General features: G+C 70.9%; 14 protein-coding genes. 5 read left to right on the forward strand and 9 right to left on the reverse strand.

The window, feature by feature from the left end; genetic code table 11:
* Positions 1-208 precede the first annotated feature (208 nt).
* The 3 genes from ACSQ11_RS17520 to ACSQ11_RS17530 all read right to left on the reverse strand — a co-directional run bounded on the left by ACSQ11_RS17520 (position 209) and on the right by ACSQ11_RS17530 (position 2,843).
* On the reverse strand, positions 209-484 hold the full coding sequence (locus tag ACSQ11_RS17520; protein ID WP_147061694.1) for an HU family DNA-binding protein: 276 nt from the start codon (positions 482-484) through the stop codon (positions 209-211).
* A gap of 158 nt (positions 485-642) precedes the next feature.
* Positions 643-2,229, reverse strand: coding sequence for a phosphoglycerate dehydrogenase (gene serA, locus ACSQ11_RS17525; protein ID WP_436007894.1), 1,587 nt, complete (start codon positions 2,227-2,229; stop codon positions 643-645).
* Between the two features lie 155 nt (positions 2,230-2,384).
* The gene (locus ACSQ11_RS17530; RefSeq protein ID WP_436007896.1) at positions 2,385-2,843 is read right to left on the reverse strand and encodes a hypothetical protein; all 459 of its coding nucleotides are present in this window, start codon (positions 2,841-2,843) and stop codon (positions 2,385-2,387) included.
* On the opposite strand from ACSQ11_RS17530, the gene ACSQ11_RS17535 reads away from it, so the two are divergent.
* From ACSQ11_RS17535 to ACSQ11_RS17545, 3 genes are all read left to right on the forward strand, one after another.
* Positions 2,842-3,624, forward strand: coding sequence for an SDR family oxidoreductase (locus tag ACSQ11_RS17535; protein ID WP_436007898.1), 783 nt, complete (start codon positions 2,842-2,844; stop codon positions 3,622-3,624). The genes ACSQ11_RS17530 and ACSQ11_RS17535 overlap by 2 nt on opposite strands.
* Positions 3,621-3,758, forward strand: a complete 138-nt coding sequence (locus ACSQ11_RS17540) for a hypothetical protein (protein WP_436007900.1) — start codon at positions 3,621-3,623, stop codon at positions 3,756-3,758. The genes ACSQ11_RS17535 and ACSQ11_RS17540 overlap by 4 nt, the downstream gene beginning before the upstream one ends.
* Before the next feature lie 227 nt (positions 3,759-3,985).
* Positions 3,986-4,312, forward strand: coding sequence for a hypothetical protein (locus ACSQ11_RS17545; protein WP_436007902.1), 327 nt, complete (start codon positions 3,986-3,988; stop codon positions 4,310-4,312).
* Between the two features lie 113 nt (positions 4,313-4,425).
* On the opposite strand, the gene ilvC is transcribed toward ACSQ11_RS17545, so the two are convergent.
* Genes ilvC through ACSQ11_RS17560 form a run of 3 tightly spaced genes read right to left on the reverse strand, consistent with a single transcriptional unit; the run spans position 4,426 to position 7,942 of the window.
* Positions 4,426-5,505, reverse strand: coding sequence for a ketol-acid reductoisomerase (gene ilvC, locus ACSQ11_RS17550; protein WP_436007904.1), 1,080 nt, complete (start codon positions 5,503-5,505; stop codon positions 4,426-4,428).
* A 32-nt stretch (positions 5,506-5,537) separates the two neighbouring features.
* On the reverse strand, positions 5,538-6,050 hold the full coding sequence (gene ilvN / locus ACSQ11_RS17555) for an acetolactate synthase small subunit (RefSeq protein WP_436007906.1): 513 nt from the start codon (positions 6,048-6,050) through the stop codon (positions 5,538-5,540).
* A complete protein-coding gene (locus ACSQ11_RS17560) occupies positions 6,050-7,942 on the reverse strand; it encodes an acetolactate synthase large subunit (protein ID WP_436007908.1) in 1,893 nt (630 codons plus the stop codon). The genes ilvN and ACSQ11_RS17560 overlap by 1 nt, the downstream gene beginning before the upstream one ends.
* A gap of 387 nt (positions 7,943-8,329) precedes the next feature.
* On the opposite strand from ACSQ11_RS17560, the gene ACSQ11_RS17565 reads away from it, so the two are divergent.
* Positions 8,330-9,277: a family 43 glycosylhydrolase gene (locus ACSQ11_RS17565; RefSeq protein WP_436007910.1), complete on the forward strand. Its 948-nt coding sequence runs from the start codon at positions 8,330-8,332 to the stop codon at positions 9,275-9,277.
* Between the two features lie 83 nt (positions 9,278-9,360).
* Here ACSQ11_RS17565 and ilvD read toward each other — a convergent pair whose 3' ends face one another.
* Together ilvD and ACSQ11_RS17575 are read right to left on the reverse strand one after the other, a co-directional pair.
* Positions 9,361-11,061 carry a dihydroxy-acid dehydratase gene (ilvD, locus tag ACSQ11_RS17570; RefSeq protein WP_436007912.1) on the reverse strand — a complete coding sequence of 567 codons (1,701 nt, stop codon included), beginning with the start codon at positions 11,059-11,061 and terminating at the stop codon, positions 9,361-9,363.
* A gap of 43 nt (positions 11,062-11,104) precedes the next feature.
* Entirely contained in the window at positions 11,105-13,177 is a 2,073-nt protein-coding gene (locus ACSQ11_RS17575) for an MMPL family transporter (RefSeq protein ID WP_436007914.1), read from the reverse strand.
* A gap of 111 nt (positions 13,178-13,288) precedes the next feature.
* Here ACSQ11_RS17575 and ACSQ11_RS17580 point away from each other — a divergent pair, with 111 nt between their 5' ends.
* Positions 13,289-13,780, forward strand: a complete 492-nt coding sequence (locus tag ACSQ11_RS17580) for a MarR family winged helix-turn-helix transcriptional regulator (RefSeq protein ID WP_436007916.1) — start codon at positions 13,289-13,291, stop codon at positions 13,778-13,780.
* A 43-nt stretch (positions 13,781-13,823) separates the two neighbouring features.
* Here the strand turns inward: ACSQ11_RS17580 and ACSQ11_RS17585 are convergent, their stop codons facing one another.
* A complete protein-coding gene (locus tag ACSQ11_RS17585; protein WP_436007918.1) occupies positions 13,824-14,369 on the reverse strand; it encodes a SixA phosphatase family protein in 546 nt (181 codons plus the stop codon).
* Positions 14,370-14,383: the final 14 nt, after the last annotated feature.

The raw sequence follows: 14,383 nt of genomic DNA on the forward strand, positions 1-14,383 counted from the left end.
GGCGAGGGTGCTGACTACCGGACCTCGCCGCGGCTGGCGATGAGGAGTACCTGCCGCTGCATGGTCTCGAGGTTATGAGGACGTCCAACTATCCGGAAGGGTGTGACCACGATCTGGGACGCCGTCTCAGGGATGCGACCCCGGACGCACGGATGCCGCGCCCCACCGAGGTGGGAGCGCGGCATTCGTCGAGGTGCGAGACCTCAGCTCACTTGGCGAGCTTGCGCTTGAGCTCGGCGGCCGGCTTGAACGCGGCAGCGGTGCTCGCAGCGATCTCGAGCGCCTCCCCGGTCTGCGGGTTGCGGCCGGTGCGAGCCGCACGCTCGCGCGTCTCGAAGATGCCGAAGCCCGGCAGCGACACCTTGTCGCCGGCGACGAGCGCCTCGGTGATGGCATCGAGGACGGCGCCGATGGCGCGGTCGGCGTCGGCGCCGCTGAGCTCGGTGCTCTCGGCAACCTTGGTCTTGAGGTCCTGACGGTTCACAAACCCTCCTGAGTCTGGTGGTGTTGACGGCCAACCCTAAGCACAGTGGTCCGGGATCCGCGCAACCGACCCGCTGCCACGTATGCCGTGCCCCCACCTCGGGAGGTGAGGGCACGGCATACGTGCTGTGCGTCGACGACGCTGTGCGACAGCCAAACTCAGTCGACGAGGTCGACCGTCTGGACCTCTGCGTCGACCTCGGACGCGATCGCGTTGACGACGTCCGCCGGGATCTTGTTGTCCACGGTGAGGACGACGAGGGCGGTGCCGGCGGCGTCGTCACGGTCGACCTGCATGCCGCCGATGTTGACGTCGGCCTCGCCCAGGAGGCGCCCGATGACTCCGACGACGCCCGGGCGGTCCTTGTAGGAGAAGAACGCCATGTGGTCGCTGATCGGGACCTCGAGGTCGAAGCCGTTGATGCCGATGAGCTTCTGCACGAGCTTGGGTCCGGTGAGCGTGCCGGCGACCGAGACCGTCGTGCCGTCGGCGAGGGTGCCGCGCAGCGTCGTGACGTTGCGGAACTCGTCCGAGACCGGGTCGGTGAGCAGACGCACCTCACAGCCGCGCTCCTTGGCGAGCAGCGGTGCGTTGACATAGGTCACCGGGTCCTCGGTGACGTCGGTGAAGACGCCCTTGAGGGCCGAGAGCTCCCAGACCGAGACGTCGTGCTCGGTGATCTCACCGCGGACGTCGACATCGAGCTGGACCGGGACCGAGCCGGCGACACCGGTGAAGATGCGGCCGAGCTTCTCGACGAGGTCGATGCCCGGGCGGACCTCCTCGGCGACGGCGCCACCGGACACGTTGACGGCGTCCGGGACGAGGTCGCCGCCGAGGGCGAGGCGCACGGACTTGGCGACGGCGACGCCGGCCTTCTCCTGGGCCTCCTCGGTCGACGCGCCGAGGTGCGGCGTCACGACGACCGACTCGTGCTCGAAGAGCGGGCTCTCGGTGGTCGGCTCGGTGGCGAAGACGTCGATGCCGGCACCGGCGACCCGACCGTCGCGCAGGGCCTCGGCGAGGGCCTCCTCGTCGACGATCCCGCCACGGGCGGCGTTGATGATGCGGACCGTCGGCTTGACCTTGGTGAAGGCGTCCTTGCCGAGCAGGCCGAGGGTCTCGGGCGACTTGGGCAGGTGCACGGTGATGAAGTCGGACTCGGCGAGCAGCTCGTCGAGGGTGACGAGGCGGGCCCCGAGCTGGCCGGCGCGCTGCGCCGAGACGTAGGGGTCGTAGGCGAGGATCTCCATGCCGAAGCCCTTGAGTCGCTCGGCGACGAGCTGGCCGATCCGTCCGAAGCCGACGACGCCGACCTTCTTGTCGAGCAGCTCGACACCGCCGTACTTGCTGCGCTTCCACGCGCCACCCTTGAGCGCCTGGTTGGCAGGCGCGATGTTGCGGGCGGTCGACAGGAGCAGGCCCACGGCGAGCTCGGCGGCGCTGGTGATGTTGGACGTCGGGGCGTTGACGACCATGACCCCGGCCTGGGTCGCGGCCGGGACGTCGACGTTGTCGAGGCCGACACCGGCGCGGGCGATGACCTTGAGGTTCTTGGCCGCCGCGATCGCCTCGGAGTCCATCTTGGTGGCGGAGCGGATGAGGACGGCGTCGACGTCGGCGAGGGACGGGAGGAGCTGGGAACGGTCGGATCCGTCGATCTGGCGGATCTCGAAGTCCGGCCCGAGGGCGTCGATGGTTGCCGGGCTGAGTTCCTCGGCGATCAGGACGATCGGCTTGCTCACGTGCAGTCCTTGGGGGTTCGGGGAAGGGGGTCCGCACGACGCTGTGCGCGAGCCCGAGTCTAGGGCCGCGTTCAGCATGTGGATGGTGGCGCCCGGTATGTGACACGCCACAGGTCGCCGCGACGGGCGAGCCGGTGCGCTGAGGAGGCGGTGGGTCAGCCGGCGAAGATGGTCTGCCACACGGCGACCCCGACGACGGTCTGCAACGCTGCCCAGCAGGCCGAGGCCAGCGTGAGCACGGCGACGAAGCGAGGCAGTCGGATCCGCGCGGCGCCGTTGGCGACCTGGGTGGCGGCGGCGAGGCCGTAGACCGGGTAGGTGAGCAGGACCGAGCGCGCCCCGAACCGCTGCACCCTGGCCTGGGCCGCGGCGACCCGGCCGTCGGGGGCCGCCCGCGTCGTGGCGACCAGCCCGGCGGCGTAGTAGCCGAGCCCTCGCACGACACCGAGCGCGAACAGCCCGAGGTAGAGCAGCCCGGTGGGCCAGCTCTCCATGGTCGCGGTCACACCTGAGGATAGGCGCGGGCCGCGAGGGCTCGACGCCCCGATGCGGTGCTCGGTGGGGCGCGCGCCGTGCTCGACGCGCCACACGAGCGCTGCGAGACTGACGACCATGCGCATCGTCGTCACCGGTGGCCGTGGAGACCTTGGCGGTCGGGTCGTGCGGGAGCTGCAGGCCCGGGGTCACGACCCCGTCCCCGCCAGTCGCCGCACCGGCGTGGACCTCGCGACCGGGGACGGTCTCGACGCAGTCCTCGAGGGAGCAGACGCCGTGGTCCACGCGGCCTCGTCGCAGACCCGGCCCCAGTCCGTCGACGTCGCCGGCGCCCGCCGGGTCGCCGAAACCCTCCAGCGGCTCCGCTCCCCCGCCCACGTCGTCTCCATCTCGATCGTCGGCTGCGACCTGGTGCCCTACCCCTACTACCGCGCCAAGGTCGACTCCGAGCGCGCCCTCGAGGACGCCGGTGTCGCGGCCACCGTCGTGCGGGCCACACAGTTCCACTCGCTCGCCGCGTTCTTCGCGAGCGCGGGCAGGGTGGGTCCGCTCTCCTTCGCCATCGGCGACATGCGAGTGCAGCCGGTCGACATCGACTGGGTGGCACAGCGGCTCTGTGACCACGCCACCGGCCCGGCGCCGAGCGGCTGCCGGCGCGCGACCGACCTCGCCGGCCCGACGGCATACACCGCTCGCGAGGTCGCCGACCTCCTCGCGACGCACGACGGGCGCAGCGTGCCGCGCATCGTCCGCGTCCCGCCGTTCCTGCCGGTGCTCAAGGGCTTCTCGCAGGGCGCGATCCTGCCCGATCCCGACGCCGAGATCGGCGGACGGACCTTCGAGGAGTGGCTCGCCAGCCAGCCCGTCCCGCTCCCCCGTCGCTTCCACTCGCCGACATGAGCGACGACCACGTCCTTGCCCCCGGGACCGCGCCGACTCCGTTCTCCGCCAGCGAGATCCGCGAGGGCGGCCCTGCCGGGCACACCGTCGTCGTGCGCGTCGAGGACGGCGACGGCGTCGACGGGTCGAGGTAGCACGACACGCCGTGCATCCCTGGGGGCACACGGCGTGTCGTGCTACCTCGATGCGCGACACCAGCCTCGGGCCTGCCAGGCCCGATACCGAGCCGACACCGGCACGGGCACCCGATCGGACACCCGACACCGGACCGGTACCACCCGCGCGTCACATGGTCCTGCACCGCACCAACCGGGGGCGGTCCCCCGACCGGCACGCCGGTCACCCCAGGAAAGGACATGACATGCGCACCAGCACCAGCACCCGTCGGGCCGCAGCCCTTCTCGCCACCATGGCCCTCACCGGCCTCGTGACCGTGGCCCCCGCCCACGCAGAGGCAGGACCCGGCGACGACGGAGTCATCACCTCGGCCGAGGTCCGGGTGTGGGAGAACGAGCACTCAGCACCTCGTGACGGCAGCGGTTCGGTCACCACGCCGCTGCTGCCGCCGGTCGACGACAACGCCATCGAGTACCTCCAGGTCGCCCTCGGCGCCATCGGCGGTCTCGTCGTCGCCGGCGCGATCGCTGCGGGCGCCGGGCGCCGTCACGGCGACGCCCACCCGGCGTGAGGCACCCGGGTGAGAGACGGCACACGCCGTTCGCCGTGCCCACCACCCCACACGAGGAAGCTCCCCACGGATGTCCGTGGGGAGCTTCCTGCGTCACGACGCGGCAGCACGGCTCAGCGCGCGGCGGAACCCTCGACGTAGTCGCTATCGGTGTCGCTCTTCACCCACGACATGAGCTTGCGCAGCTCGCGCCCGGTGGCCTCGATCGGGTGCTGGGCACCCTTCTCGCGCAGGGCCTTGAACTCGGGGCCACCCGCGTCCTGGTCGTCGATGAAGCGCTTTGCGAACGCACCGTTCTTGATGTCGGCGAGGACGGCCTGCATGTTGTCCTTGACCGACGGGTCGATGACGCGCGGGCCCGAGACGTAGTCGCCGTACTCCGCCGTGTCGGATACCGACCAGCGCTGCTTGGCGATGCCGCCCTCGATCATGAGGTCGACGATGAGCTTGAGCTCGTGGAGGCACTCGAAGTAGGCGACCTCGGGCTGGTAGCCCGCCTCGACGAGCGTCTCGAAGCCGTACATGACGAGCTGCGAGGCGCCACCGCAGAGGACGGCCTGCTCGCCGAAGAGGTCGGTCTCGCACTCCTCGGTGAACGTCGTCCTGATCCCGCCGGCGCGCAGGCCGCCGATGGCCTTGGCGTAGGACTTCGCGAGGTCCCAGGCCGTGCCCGAGGCGTCCTGCTCGACGGCGACGAGCACGGGCACACCGCGCCCGTCGACGTACTCACGACGCACGAGGTGTCCCGGGCCCTTGGGGGCGACCATGATGACGTCGGAGCCGGCCTCGGGCGTGATGTAGCCGAAGCGGATGTTGAAGCCGTGGCCGAAGAGGAGCGCGGCGCCCTCCTTGAGGTGGGGCTTGATCTCGTCGGCGTAGACGGTGCGCTGGACCTGGTCCGGCGTGAGGATGACCACGAGGTCGGCCTCGGCCGTGGCCTCGGCGACGGTCTTGACCGGCAGGCCCTCAGCCTCGGCCTTGGCCTTGCTCTTGGAGCCCTCGGCGAGACCGACGCGGACGTCGACCCCGCTGTCACGCAGGCTCAGCGCGTGGGCGTGCCCCTGGCTGCCGTATCCGATGACGGCGACCTTGCGCCCCTGGATGATCGACAGGTCGGCGTCGTCGTCGTAGAACATCTCGGCCATGGTTTCGGCTTCTCCTTGAGTTGTCGTGCGATGTGGTCCGGGGAGCACCGCGGCGTATGCCGGCTGCTCGGCTGGTGTGGTCAGGCTCCGCGCAGCGCGCGGTCGGTGATGGATCGGGGGCCGCGTCCGATGGCGACGATGCCGGACTGGACGAGCTCACGCACGCCGTAGGGCTCGAGCACACCGAGCAGCGCGCTGAGCTTCTCGCCGGGTCCGGTCGCCTCGATGGTCACCGACTCGGTGGCGACGTCGACGACCTTGGCGCGGAAGAGCTGGACGAGCTCGAGGACCTGGCTGCGGGTCGCCGAGTCGGCGCGGACCTTGATGAGCATGACCTGGCGCTGGACGGCGGACGCGGCGTCGAGCTCGACGACCTTGAGCACCTCGACGAGCTTGTTGAGCTGCTTGGTCACCTGCTCGAGCGGGAGGTCCTCGACGTCGACGACGACCGTGATGCGCGAGATCTCGACGTGCTCGGTCTGGCCCACGGCGAGGCTGTGGATGTTGAACCCGCGCCGGGAGAACAGGCCGGCGATGCGGGCGAGCACGCCGGGCTTGTTCTCGACGAGCACCGACAGGGTGTGCTGGGACATCAGTTCTCCTCACCTTCGGTCGCGGCGGAGCGGGCCGGCTCGCTGTGGTCGGCGTCCTCGTCCTGCGGCAGCGCCTCGGACTCCTCGCGGTCCCACTGGGGTGCGGTGTCCTTGGCGACCTGGATCGCGTCGTTGCTCACGCCGGCGGGGACCATCGGCCACACCATCGCGTCGCGGTGGACGACGAAGTCGACGAGCACGGGCCGGTCGTTGATCGCCATCGCCTGGCGGATCGTCTCGTCGACGTCCTCGGGCCGCTCGCACCGGAGTCCGGCGCAGCCGTAGGCGTCGGCGAGCTTGACGAAGTCGGGGATGCGCGTCCCCTCGTGCGACGTGTGGAGGTCGGTGTTGGAGTAGCGCTCGTTGTAGAACAGCGACTGCCACTGGCGCACCATGCCCAGGCTGCTGTTGTTGATGACCGCGACCTTGATCGGGATGTTGTTGATGACGCAGGTCGCGAGCTCCTGGTTCGTCATCTGGAAGCAGCCGTCGCCGTCGATCGCCCACACGGTCCGGTCGGGCTCGCCGACCTGGGCACCCATGGCGGCAGGGACGGCATACCCCATCGTCCCGAGGCCACCGGAGTTGAGCCACGCGCGCGGGCGCTCGTACTGGACGAACTGCGCCGCCCACATCTGGTGCTGGCCGACGCCGGCGACGTAGACCGCGTCCGGTCCGGCGAGGGCGCTGAGCCGCTCGATGACGTACTGCGGGGCGAGCGTGCCGCCCTCGGGCACGGTGTATCCCACCGGGAAGTCGCGCTTCCAGCCCTGCGTGCGCTCGCGCCACTGCGCGTAGTCGCCACCGTGGCCGGCATCGATGTCGGCGTCGACGGACTCGATGAGGTCGACGAGGACGTCCTTGCAGGAGCCGACGATCGGCACGTCGGCCTTGCGGTTCTTGGAGATCTCGGCCGGGTCGATGTCGGCGTGGATGACCTTGGCCTCGGGGGCGAACGTCGACAGCTGGCCGGTGACGCGGTCGTCGAAGCGGGCGCCGAGGGTGATGAGCAGGTCCGACTTCTGCAGCGCCGTCACCGCGGCGACCGAGCCGTGCATGCCCGGCATGCCCAGGTGCAGCTCGTGGCTGTCGGGGAGGGCGCCGCGGGCCATGAGGGTCGTGACGACCGGGATCTGCGTGAGCTCGACGAACTGGCGCAGCTCCTCGGAGGCATCGGCGCGGATGACGCCACCACCGACGTAGAGCACCGGACGCTCCGCGGCCGCGATGAGCTTGGTGGCCTCGCGGATCTGCTTGGCGTGCGGTCGCGTCACCGGGTGGTAGCCGGGCAGGTCGACGCGCGGGGGCCACGAGAAGGTCGTCCTCGCCTGGAGCGCGTCCTTGCTGATGTCGACGAGCACGGGTCCGGGTCGCCCGGTCGAGGCGATGTGGAAGGCCTCGGCGATGACGCGCGGGATCTCCGCGGCATCGGTGACGAGGTAGTTGTGCTTCGTGATCGGCATGGTGATGCCGCGGATGTCGGCCTCCTGGAACGCATCCGTCCCGATCGAGGCGCTGGCCACCTGGCCGGTGATGGCGACGATCGGCACCGAGTCCATGTGCGCGTCGGCGAGGGCGGTGACGAGGTTGGTCGCGCCGGGGCCGGACGTCGCCATGCAGACGCCGACCTTGCCGGTCGCGGAGGCGTAGCCCTCGGCGGCGTGGCCGGCGCCCTGCTCGTGGCGCACGAGGATGTGGCGGACCTTGACCGAGTCGAGCAGCGGGTCGTAGGCCGGGAGGATCGCGCCGCCGGGGATGCCGAAGACGGTGTCGACCTCCATGGACTCGAGGGCGAGTACGAGGCTCTGGGCTCCTGTCACCTGCAGGGGAGCCTTGGCTCGGGCCTGTTGCGCGAGCCGCGCCGGGGTGGGCGCTGCCTGGGTCTCGCTCACGTCGTCACCATCTCTGTGTCGGAGTTGCGTTGTGCTCGGTGCGTTCGGGGTTCGTGCCGGTGCTGCTGGGTGCTGCCTGGTGCTGCGTGTGGCACAAAAAAACCCTCCCGTCCCACGAGGTGGGGACGATGGAGGGAGGCGCCTGGCCGGACCTGTCAGGAGGGGCCGGGCGCCGGAGGAAGTACGAGGATTCGGGCCACGGGAAGACTCTCTCCCCCACCGTCCGCAGTGTCAACGTGTGAGACGACACATCCCACCATCCGGTCATTCCGAGGCCGCCAGCCTTCCGGGACGCAGCGGGACGGCGCGGGACCGGGGACCGCTCCCCATCGACGCCACGCCCTGCGCGGGAGGACGCTGACGCCACCAACACACAAGGGGGACAGCATGAAGCTTCGCACCGCACTCCTGGGCGCACTGGCGGCGTTCGGGCTCACGGCGACGATGGTCGCCCCGGCGAACGCGGCCACGGTGGCCAGCTCGCTCGGCATCGCCGACCCGGGGTATTCCCGGATCGGCTCCACCTGGTACCTCACGGGCACCGGCAGCGCGGACTCCGGGATCATGCCGGTCCTCAGCCGCACCTCGCCCACGGGGACCTACCGCAAGATCGGGCGGGTCGACGCGAACCGGGCCGGCTTCAGCAAGTACTGGGCGCCGCACCTCGTCAAGCGCGGCTCGTCCTACTTCGCGTTCTTCAGCGCGAGCAGGAACGGCGCCAAGCCCTGCGTCTACTACGCGTCGTCGACCCGGGTCGCCGGCGGCTACTCCGCTCCGCGACTGCTCACCTGCGGTGGCGGCAGCGGTCGCGAGGCCATCGACGCCTCGACCTTCGTCACGTCCGAGGGCAACACGTACCTGGTGTGGCGCAGCGGGGTGCACCGGCTGGGCTTCCCGCGCGGCGACTACGACATCATCGCTCGCCGGCTGTCGTTCAGCGGGGGGACGGCGGCGTTCACGGCCGGCTCGCGCAACGACAACCTCCTGCACCGCACCTCGGACCATGTCTACGAGGCGCCGAGCCTCGTGCGGCACGGCGGCAAGGTCTGGCTCTTCGTCTCACGCAACCGCTACGACACCAACGCCTACTACACGGCCGTCTACTCGGCGGACACGATCCACGGCACCTTCACGTTCCGCAAGAACCTCATGAAGACCAGCCAGGGCTACGGCTACGGCCCCGGCGGCGCCGAGGTCGAGACGGCCGCGGACGGCGACACCTACATCGCCTACCACGTGTGGAAGGACAGCAAGCCGACGCCGCAGACGCCCGGCAAGCGGATCCTCAAGACGGCGAAGCTCGACTGGGTGAGCGGCCTGCCGGTCGTCCGCTGACGCGAGGCGCCACAGCGCAGACGCGCACACGGCATACGGAAAGGCCTTCCGTATGCCGTGTGCGCGCGTTCTCCGCGAAGCGGTCAGTCGCAGACAGCGCCCTTGCTCGCCGAGCCGACGAGCTTGCGGTACTTGGCGAGCACGCCCCGGGCGTACTTGGGCTCCGGGTGCGTGACGCCCTCGGAGCGGCGGCGGGCGAGCTCGTCGTCGTCGACAAGGAGATCGAGGGTGCCGTTCGCGACGTCGAGGCGGATGCCGTCACCGTCGCGGACGAAGGCGATCGGGCCCTCGTCGACCGCCTCGGGCGCGACGTGACCGACGCAGAGCCCGGTCGTGCCGCCGGAGAAGCGACCGTCGGTGAGGAGGAGGACGTCCTTGCCGAGGCCGGCGCCCTTGATGGCGCCGGTGACGGCGAGCATCTCGCGCATGCCGGGGCCGCCCTTGGGGCCTTCGTAACGGATGACGACGACGTCCTGGGGCTTGAGCGTGCCCTGCTCGACGGCGTCCATGGCGGCGCGCTCGCCGTCGAAGACGCGGGCCGTGCCCTCGAAGACGTCGGTGTCGAACCCGGCCGACTTGACGACCGCGCCCTCGGGGGCGAGCGAGCCGGAGAGGATCGTCAGGCCGCCGGTGGCGTGGATGGGCTTGGTGAACTCGCGGATGACGCGGCCGTCGATGTGGGGCGGCTTGATCTCGTCGAGGTTCTCGGCCACGGTGCGCCCCGTCACGGTGAGGCAGTCTCCGTCGAGGAGATCGGCCTCCATGAGGGTCTTCATGACGACGGGGATGCCGCCGATGTGGTCGATGTCCTTCATGACGAACGCGCCGAACGGCTTGACGTCGGCGAGGTGGGGCACCCTCTTGCCGATGCGCTGGAAGTCGCCGATGGTGAGGTCGACCTCGGCCTCGTGCGCCATCGCCAGCAGGTGGAGGACGGCGTTGGTCGAGCCGCCGAAGGCCATGACGACGGCGATGGCGTTCTCGAACGCCGGCTTGGTCATGATCTGCCGGGCGGTGATCCCCTTGCGCAGGAGCTCGACGACGGCCTCGCCGGAACGTCGCGCGTGCACGTCCCGGCGCCGGTCGGTGGCGGGCGGGGCGGCCGAGCCGGGGATCGACATGCCGATCGACTCGGCGACCGCGGCCATGGTGTTGGCGGTGTAGAACCCGCCGCAGGCGCCCTCGCCCGGACAGATGGCGCGCTCGATGGCGTCGACGTCCTCGAGCGACATCTTGCCCGCGTTGCACGCACCGACTGCCTCGAAGGCGTCGATGATCGTCACCTCCTTCTCGGTGCCGTCCGAGAGCTTCGCGACTCCGGGAAGGATCGAGCCGGCATACAGGAAGACGGAGGCGAGGTCGAGGCGCGCGGCGGCCATGAGCATGCCGGGGAGCGACTTGTCGCAGCCGGCGAGGAGCACCGAGCCGTCGAGGCGCTCGGCGCTCATCACGGTCTCGACCGAGTCGGCGATGATCTCGCGCGACACGAGCGAGAAGTGCATGCCCTCGTGCCCCATCGAGATGCCGTCGGAGACCGAGATCGTGCCGAACTCGAGGGGGTATCCACCGGCCGCGTGGACCCCGTCCTTGACGGCCTTGGAGAGCCGGTCGAGCGAGAGGTTGCACGGCGTGATCTCGTTCCACGAGCTCGCGACGCCGATCTGGGGCTTGACCCAGTCGTCGTCACCCATGCCGACCGCCCGGAGCATCCCCCGGGAGGCGGTCTTCTCGAGGCCGTCGGTGACGTCGCGGGAACGGGGCTTGATGTCGGGGGCGTCGCTCATGGGGCAACTCTAGGACGGCTGTCCACGAGGTGGGACGCCGATCTCACCTCTCGGCCGTGACGAGCTCCGTCGCATCGTGCTGCCCCTCGCCGGCGTGGTCGCCACCGACCCGGCGGGGCCACCAGAAGCGGTCACCGAGCACGAGCGCGATCGCCGGGACGAGCACCGTGCGGACGACGAGGGTGTCGAGCAGCACGCCGACGCAGATGACGACACCGAGCTGAGCGAGGACGACGAGCGGCAGCACTCCGAGGACGGCGAACACCGCGGCGAGCAGCACTCCGGCACTCGTGATGACGCCTCCGGTGGCTGCCAGTGCCCGGAGCATCCCCTCGCGGGGTCCGTGACCCTTGGCCTCCTCGGCCGTGCGGGTCACGAGGAAGATGTTGTAGTCGACGCCGAGCGCGACGAGGAAGACGAAGGCGAAGAGCGGGACGCCGTTGTCGAGCCGGTCGAAGCCGAACACCTGGGTGAACAGCACCCACGAGATGCCGAGGCTGGCGAGGTAGGTCGCGACGACCGTCGAGACGAGGATGACCGGCGCGACGACCGACCTCAGGAGAGCGGCGAGGGCGACGAGGACGAGCCCGAGGATGATCGGGAAGATCAGCATCCGGTCGCGACCGCTCGCCTCCGCCTCGTCGAGGGCCTCGGCCTCGGTGCCGCCGACGTGGGTCTCCCCGGTCGAGGCCACGGCTGCCCGGATGTCGCGGACGGCGCGCTCGGCGGCGTCGGAGCCGGGCTGCGAGTCGAGCACCGCCTGGATCTCGCTCACGCCACCGGCGCTCGCGATCTCGCGGGTGGAGGTCACCCCCTCGACCGCACCGACGGTGCTCGCCAGCTCGGAGGCAACCACGCCGCGCGAGACGACGATGACCGGGTCCGCCGAGCCTGCAGGGAAGGACTCGGCGAGCCGCTCCCCCGCTGCGATGGCCTCGGGCTTCTCGAGGAACTGGTCGGAGCCGTCGAGTCCGGTCTTGATCTGGCTGATGCCACCGCCGGCGATGGCGAGGAGGACGAGCGTCACCGTCGCGAAGCGCCGCGGGTGGCGCGAGACCGCGTCCCCGATGCGACGCCAGAAGGATCGGGAGTCCGCGAGGCTGGCCTGGCCGGTGCGCGGCACCTTGGGCCAGAAGATCCACCGTCCGAAGACCACGAGGGCGGCCGGCAGGACGACGAGGACGAACAGCGCGGCGACGACGACTCCGACCGCGCACGCGAGTCCCAGCCCGCGCGTCGTCGGGAACGCGGAGAGCAGCAGGGTGAGCAGCCCCAGGACGACCGTCGTCGAGCTCGACAGGACGGCCTCCGCGGTGCGGGTCAGCGCGTGCGCCATGGCCTCGCGACGGTCCTCGATGACCCGCAGCTCGTCGCGGTAGCGCGAGATGAGCAGGAGGGCGTAGTCGGTACCGGCGCCGAAGACGAGGACGGAGAGGATGCCGATCGTGGACTCGTCCCACTGGACGTCGAACGCCGCGAGGGTGCGCGTGGCAAGGGTGGCCGCGAGCTGGTCGGCGACACCGACGACGGTGAGCGGCACGAGCCAGAGCACCGGGCTGCGGTAGGTGATGATGAGCAGCAGCGCCACGACCGACGCCGTCGCCCCGAGGAGCCGGAAGTTCGCGCCGTCGAACACCGCACCGAGGTCGGCCTGGATCGCCGCCGGCCCGGTCACCTGCGCGGTGAGGCCGTCGGGCAGGTCGGCCCTGGCCGCCTCGCGGACGTCGGCGACGACCTCGATGTTCTCGGTGTTGTCCTGCGCCGCGACGGGCACGACGACGATGGCCGCGGTCCGGTCCTCGGAGACCGTCGGCGGGGCGCCCGTCGCACCGGGCAGCTCGCGCGCCTTGGTCTGGAGGGCGGCGAGCTGGTCGGGCGTGAACGCCGCGTCGCTGCTGAAGAGCACGACGGCGGCGGAGCCCTCCGCCTCGGGCAGCTCGGCCCGCAGCTCGGCGGCTGCGCGGCTGTCGGAGTCGAAGGGCAGGGCGGCGTTCGCCGTCGGGCCCTGCTCGGCCTGGCCCACGACACCGATGACCGCACCCGCGCCGAGGAGGGCGAACAGGGCGACGAGGCCGGCGACCCACGTGCGGGTGAGGAGTGTGGCGAGCGCGCCCATGGACCGTCCTTCGGTAGGGTGGCTAGATCAGTGACTCAGTAAGTTACTAAGTAGGTGAGTGATATTAGCGAACGCCGACGCCCGACGACAACCGGGCCCACCCCCGAATCCTTGACGTCTGCCGGGTCCGAGACTCCCCCGGACGGGGCGCGCCCCACGGTGCAGTCGGTCGCCCCGGCCTACCGCGCGTCCGGCTCCCTCGAGGCCCTCGAGGAGCTCGTGGCCCTGTCCGCGCAGTCACCGCAGGCGGTCGCCCGCCGCGGCGGGCTCTCTGTCTCCGAGCTGCACTCGCTGCGGCACCTCGCCTCGACACCGATGGGGCCGGTCGAGCTCGCCAAGGTCCTCGGTATCACCTCCGCCGCGTCCTCGGGCGTCGTTGACCGGCTCGTCGCCCGTGGGCACGCCGAACGGCGCGCCCGCTCGGACGACCGGCGCCGCACCGAGGTCGTCGTCACGGACTCCGGCCGCCGGGAGGTGTTCGCCCTGCTCGCACCGATGTTCACCGCGCTCGCCGAGATCGACGGGGCGCTCACCGACGAGGAACGCGTCGTCGTCGAGCGCTACCTCAGGGGTGCGGTCGCGGCCCTGCGGTCGGTGATGTGAGCCGAGCCGCCCTGACGTGAGGCGTCAGGGTCAGGCGTGGGAGTCAGGTGTCGGCGGACTGGCGTTCGGCCCGCGCGACGTGGAAGCGGTCCAGCCGCGCGACTCCCGCGGCCAGGTCGGCCCAGTGCCCGGAGAAGCGCAGCACCGCGACACCGGCGGTCGGGAAGCCCTCGCTCATGAGGTCGTGCGCCCGGTCGCTGCCCGAGCCCTCGGCGAGGATCGACGCCAGCGCCGGGATCCCGGGTGCGTGACCGACGACCATGACGACGTTGGCGTCCTCGTCGGCCTCGCGCACGACCTCGAGCAGCCGGTCCGCGGACGCGTTGTAGACGCGGTGCTCCTCGTGGATGTCGGCCTCGGAGCAGCCGGCGCTCCAGATCCCCTCGCAGGTCTGCTGGGCCCGCGTCGCGGTCGAACAGATGACCTCGTCGACCCCGATGCCCTGGTCGCAGAGCCACTTCCCGGCAGCGTGGGCGTCGCGGTGACCCCGCTTGGTGAGCTCACGCTCGTGGTCGGCGTCGAAGCCACCCTGCTCGGCCTTGGCGTGACGCACGAGCACGAGCGTCCGGTCCTCAGCGGCGGTGGTCATGGGTCGATCTTGCT

It is taken from the genome of Knoellia sp. LjRoot47 (genome assembly GCF_964253435.1).
Classification (GTDB): domain Bacteria; phylum Actinomycetota; class Actinomycetes; order Actinomycetales; family Dermatophilaceae; genus Knoellia.

What these genes read in the sequence shown, in the direction of transcription:
- ACSQ11_RS17535 (WP_436007898.1), top strand. Translation starts at nt 2,842, where the DNA reads ATGCGCATCGTCGTCACCGGTGGCCGTGGAGACCTTGGCGGTCGGGTC.
- ACSQ11_RS17530 (WP_436007896.1), bottom strand. Translation starts at nt 2,843, where the DNA reads ATGGTCGTCAGTCTCGCAGCGCTCGTGTGGCGCGTCGAGCACGGCGCG.
- ACSQ11_RS17540 (WP_436007900.1), top strand. Translation starts at nt 3,621, where the DNA reads ATGAGCGACGACCACGTCCTTGCCCCCGGGACCGCGCCGACTCCGTTC.
- ACSQ11_RS17545 (WP_436007902.1), top strand. Translation starts at nt 3,986, where the DNA reads ATGCGCACCAGCACCAGCACCCGTCGGGCCGCAGCCCTTCTCGCCACC.
- ilvN (WP_436007906.1), bottom strand. Translation starts at nt 6,050, where the DNA reads ATGTCCCAGCACACCCTGTCGGTGCTCGTCGAGAACAAGCCCGGCGTG.
- ACSQ11_RS17565 (WP_436007910.1), top strand. Translation starts at nt 8,330, where the DNA reads ATGAAGCTTCGCACCGCACTCCTGGGCGCACTGGCGGCGTTCGGGCTC.
- ilvD (WP_436007912.1), bottom strand. Translation starts at nt 11,061, where the DNA reads ATGAGCGACGCCCCCGACATCAAGCCCCGTTCCCGCGACGTCACCGAC.
- ACSQ11_RS17575 (WP_436007914.1), bottom strand. Translation starts at nt 13,177, where the DNA reads ATGGGCGCGCTCGCCACACTCCTCACCCGCACGTGGGTCGCCGGCCTC.
- ACSQ11_RS17585 (WP_436007918.1), bottom strand. Translation starts at nt 14,369, where the DNA reads ATGACCACCGCCGCTGAGGACCGGACGCTCGTGCTCGTGCGTCACGCC.